This is a genomic window from Pseudonocardia sp. NPDC049154, assembly GCF_040648315.1.
GTDB lineage: Bacteria > Actinomycetota > Actinomycetes > Mycobacteriales > Pseudonocardiaceae > Pseudonocardia.
Genome location: NZ_JBEZDN010000233.1, coordinates 1 through 4,411 on the forward strand (window position 1 = coordinate 1; position 4,411 = coordinate 4,411).

Annotated in this window: 6 protein-coding genes; 3 read left to right on the forward strand and 3 right to left on the reverse strand. The window is 71.9% G+C overall.

What is annotated here, in order from left to right:
* The coding region (locus AB0B41_RS42710) for a winged helix-turn-helix domain-containing protein (protein ID WP_358212893.1) at positions 1 to 279 on the reverse strand (279 nt) is incomplete at its 3' end.
* 50 nt (positions 280 to 329) lie between these two features.
* On the opposite strand from AB0B41_RS42710, the gene AB0B41_RS42715 reads away from it, so the two are divergent.
* On the forward strand, positions 330 to 833 hold the full coding sequence (locus tag AB0B41_RS42715; protein ID WP_358212895.1) for a carboxymuconolactone decarboxylase family protein: 504 nt from the start codon (positions 330 to 332) through the stop codon (positions 831 to 833).
* Between the two features lie 95 nt (positions 834 to 928).
* Positions 929 to 2,479: a long-chain-fatty-acid--CoA ligase gene (locus tag AB0B41_RS42720; protein ID WP_358212897.1), complete on the forward strand. Its 1,551-nt coding sequence runs from the start codon at positions 929 to 931 to the stop codon at positions 2,477 to 2,479.
* A gap of 50 nt (positions 2,480 to 2,529) precedes the next feature.
* Here AB0B41_RS42720 and AB0B41_RS42725 read toward each other — a convergent pair whose 3' ends face one another.
* On the reverse strand, positions 2,530 to 2,937 hold the full coding sequence (locus AB0B41_RS42725) for a nuclear transport factor 2 family protein (RefSeq protein ID WP_358212899.1): 408 nt from the start codon (positions 2,935 to 2,937) through the stop codon (positions 2,530 to 2,532).
* Position 2,938: 1 nt separating this feature from the next.
* Complete coding sequence (locus tag AB0B41_RS42730; RefSeq protein ID WP_358212901.1) at positions 2,939 to 4,030, reverse strand: LLM class flavin-dependent oxidoreductase; 1,092 nt, start codon at positions 4,028 to 4,030, stop codon at positions 2,939 to 2,941.
* 115 nt (positions 4,031 to 4,145) lie between these two features.
* Here AB0B41_RS42730 and AB0B41_RS42735 point away from each other — a divergent pair.
* Positions 4,146 to 4,411, forward strand: a 266-nt coding sequence (locus AB0B41_RS42735) for a hypothetical protein (RefSeq protein WP_358212903.1), incomplete at its 3' end; no start/stop codon positions are given.

The window sequence follows — 4,411 nt, forward strand, 5'->3', positions numbered from 1 at the left end:
GACGGGCCGGTCGCCGGGGACGGCACGCGGCGCCACCCGGGTGCCCGAGCCCTGCCGGGCCGTCAGCCAGCCCTCGGCGACCAGCTCCGCGTACGCGTCCGCGACCGTGTTGCGCGCCAGCCCGAGGTCGGCCGCGAGCGACCGGGAAGAGGGCAGCCGCGAGCCCGGGGCCAGCCGCCCGCTGCGCACCGCCTCGCGCAGGGCCTCCATCAGCGCGGACCGGACCCCGCGGCCCGGCGCGAGGTCGAGATGGAGGTCCGAAGTGGCCCGCGAAACCATGCTGGAAGTGGACCACATCCGTGCGCCAACCGGGGCCTACCGTCGGGCACGTGACCATCACCGAGGAGACCCCCGCCCCCACCCGCAACCCCGAGCACGCCCCGCGGCTCGCGCTCGCCGAGCTCGTCCCGGACGTCTACAAGGCCATGGCCCGGTTCGCCGCCGCCGCCGGCGCGGGCCTCGAGCCCGCCCTCGTCGAGCTCGTCAGGATCCGCGCCTCGCAGCTCAACCACTGCGCCTTCTGCCTGGACATGCACACGAAGGACGCGCTGGCACAGGGCGAGTCCGTCGAGCGGGTCGTGCAGCTCGCGGCCTGGGAGGAGTCGGCGCACTTCTACTCGCCGCGCGAGATCGCGGCCCTCGCGCTGACCGACGCGATCACCGTGCTCACGGACGGCTTCGTGCCCGACGACGTCTGGGAGCGGGCCGCCGCACAGTTCGACGACACCGAGCTGGCCCAGCTCGTCGCGGCGATCACCGCGATCAACGCCTGGAACCGCTTCGGCGTGTCCACGCGGATGGTGCCGGGCCACTACCGCCCGCGCCGGGGATGACGTCCCCCGACGGGTGGCGCGGGCGTTGAAGGAGCCCACAAGCCGCCGGGCCCCGGGCGGGTGACAGCCCCCGCCCGCCCGACGACCCTGACGCCATGACGACGCGCCCCGGCGAGCTGCTGATCACCGATTTCCTGCGCCGGGCGCGCCGGCACCATCCCGACCGCGAGATCGTGGCGTACGCGCACGGCGAGGAGGTCCTGCGCTACGACTACGCCGCCTACGCCGACCGGGTCCACCGGCTCGCGGGGGCGCTGCGCCGGCTCGGGGTGCGGCCGGGGGACCGGGTGGCCAGCCTGGCCTGGAACCACCACCGACACCTCGAGCTGTACGCGGCGGTCCCGCAGGTCGGGGCGGTTCTGCACACGCTCAACCTGCGGCTGTCCGCGGAGGAGATCGCCTACATCGCCGGGCACGCCGACGACCGGCTGATCGTGGCCGACGCCGAGCTGCAGCACCTGCTCGACGGCGTCCAGCCCGAGCTGGGCGTGCTCGACACCGGCGACGCCTACGAGGCTCTGCTGGTCGACGGCCCGGCCTACGACGGCGAGCCCGGTGTGCGCGAGGACGACCTCGCCGTGCTCTGCTACACCTCCGGCACCACCGGCCGGCCGAAGGGCGTCGGGTACAGCCACCGCGGCCTGTACCTGCACACCTTCGCCGCCTGCCTCGCAGACGGACACGCGATCTCCGCCGCGGACACCGTGCTGCACGTCGTCCCGATGTTCCACGCCAACGCCTGGGGCGTCCCGTTCGCGGCCACGATGACCGGCGCCACCCAGGTGCTGCCCGGGCCGCACCCGACGCCCGCGGAGATCGCCCGGATCATCGAGCGCGAGCAGGTGACCTACGTCGGGATGGTGCCGACGGTCGCCGTCGACATCCTCCGGCACGTCCGCGAGCACGGCGGCGACCTGCGCAGCCTGCGGGCCCTCGTGCTCGGCGGCTCCACCCCGAGCCTCGCCCTCATCCGCGATCTCGAGGAGGAGCTGGGCATCCCCGTCTACCAGGGCTGGGGCATGACCGAGCTGTCCCCGATGGCCAGCTTCACCCGGCCGCCCCGGCCGATCGCCGACCGCGAGGAGCACCGCCGCCGCACGCAGAGCCAGGGGCGGCTGCTGCCCGGCCTGCAGTGGCGGATCGTCGACGACGCCGGCCACGAGCTCCCGTGGGACGGCGAGTCCGCGGGGGAGCTGCAGGTCAAGGGGCCGTGGGTGGCCACCGGGTACTACCTCGGCGAGGCCCCCGAGCGGTTCGACGACGGCTGGCTGATGACCGGCGACGTCGCCGTCATCGATCCGGACGGCTGGATGCGGATCGTCGACCGCGCCAAGGACCTGATCAAGAGCGGCGGCGAGTGGATCAGCTCGCTGGCCCTGGAGCAGGCGCTGCTGGCCGACCCGGAGGTGGCGGAGGCCGCCGTGGTCGCCGTGCCGCACCCGCGCTGGCAGGAGCGGCCGCTGGCGCTCGTGGTGCTGAACACCGGCTCGGCCGCGACCGGGGAGGAGCTCACGGCGCGGCTGGGGGAGCGGGTGCCGCGCTGGTGGCTGCCCGAGCGCATCGAGGTCGTCGAGAGCCTCCCGAGAACCAGCGTCGGCAAGCTCGACAAGCGTGCCCTCCGGGAGTCGGTCAACGTCCCCACATAGTCGTGAGTGGCAATAGTCGCCATAGCGACTATTGCCACTCACAGGGTGGATCAGGGGGCGACGAAGACCGCGGTGGTGTGCTCGGTGTCCAGGAACTCCTTCACCGAGCTGATCTTGCCGTCCCGGACGGTGAAGACGAAGTGGTACAGGTTGTTGTAGACCCGCCCGTTCTTCAGCTCCGCGTAGGACTCGGTCTCCACCGCGACCCGCTCGCCCTCGGCGGTGAACGCCAGCGGGGTCAGCGTGATCGCGCCGGTCTTCGTGCCCTCGGCGATCCCGCCGAGCATCTCGCCGAAGCCCGCCTTGTCCTTGGTCCCGGAGATGCCGGGGATGTTCCCGGCGACCCACCAGGTGGCGTCGTCCGTGAGCGAGCCCAGGATCCCGTTCACGTCACCGGAGGAGAAGACCTCCATGAACTCGGTGACGACCTTCTTGTTCTCCTCCTCGAGCGCGCCCACGTCACACCCCGGCCGGAGCCGCGACGCCGAGCTTCTTCAGCTCGGGGACGACCTTCTCGCCGAACAGCTTCAGCGAGGCCCGGACCTTCTCGAAGGGCAGACCGGCGAACGACGGCGCGATCGACGGGTGGTGCGGGCCGAGCACCTCGAGGCGGTGCCTGTACTTCTCGATGCACTGCTCGGGCGTGCCCCACACCTGCGTGTCCGCGTAGCCCGCGGCCGCGGCCTCCATGCCGGCCTCGCGGATCATGTCCGCACCGACCTGGTAGGCCTCGTAGCCCTTCGTCTCGCGCCAGTGCTTGCCGGCGAAGTCGTAGTGCTTGACGACGGACAGGAAGTAGCGGGACAGGTACTCGCGGGCGGTCTTCTCCGCCTCCTCCGGGTCCTCGTGGCAGTACACGAAGTCCTGCGTGTGCACCGGCAGCGGCTCGGTGCCGTGCTCCTCGCGGTAGATGTCGCGGTAGCGGTTGATCGACTCGGCGTGGACCTCCGCCGGGTACTGCATGAAGGTCATCATCCGGGCGCCGACCTTGGCGACGGCGGGCACCGAGTCCGGCGACATCGCGACGCCGTAGATCCGGCCGGTCCAGTCGTACTCCGGGGCGGGGCCGGGGCGCACGACCGCCCGCGGCTGCGGGTAGAAGGGACCGTCGTTCTCGACGTACCCGTTCTGCAGGCCCGCGACGATGACCGGGGCGGCCTCGTCGAAGCGCTGTCGGGACTCGTTCATGTCCACGCCGAACTGCTCGTACTCCATCTTCGCCAGGCCGCGACCCATCCCGAGCAACACCCGCCCGCCGGACAGGTGGTCGAGCATGATCGCCTTCTCGACGACCCGCAGCGGGTCGTTCCACGGCAGGATCACCGCGCCGGTACCCAGCTTGATCCGCGAGGTCTTCCCGGCCAGGTAGGTCATCAGCTGCAGGTTGTCCGGGCACATCGAGTAGTCGTCGAAGTGGTGCTCGGCGGCCCAGACGGAGTCGAATCCGTACTCCTCGGCCAGGACGCCGAGCTCGGCCTCCTGCCGGAACATCTCGCCGTCGGACAGGTTCTCGTGCCAGTTCTGGAACACCAGCAGCACACCGACATCCATGTGGGCGTCCTTCCGTGTCTCGTCGCGCGCCGACTCTTGCCTAACGACTGTTAGGGAGGCAGATTGTGACGGTAGTCGCAGGGCCCTGCCGAACCAACGACGTCGAGGGGGAGCCATGGCGAGTCCTACAACGGTCCGCCCCGAGCCGCCGCAACAGGACGTGACCGCGGAGTTGACGCTGGTCGCACGTGCGCTGCGTGCGGAGCTCGGCGCCGCACGCTGCGTGGTGTACGCCCGCCGTCCCGACGGCGACCTCGCCCGGCTCGCCGCCGACGGCGACCCGCGGGAGTGCGCACACACCAGCGCCGCGGTGCCGCTGCTCGTCGAGGGCGAGGTCGCCGGGGTGCTCGAGGTCGAGCGCCCCGCCGTCGACGGCCGCCC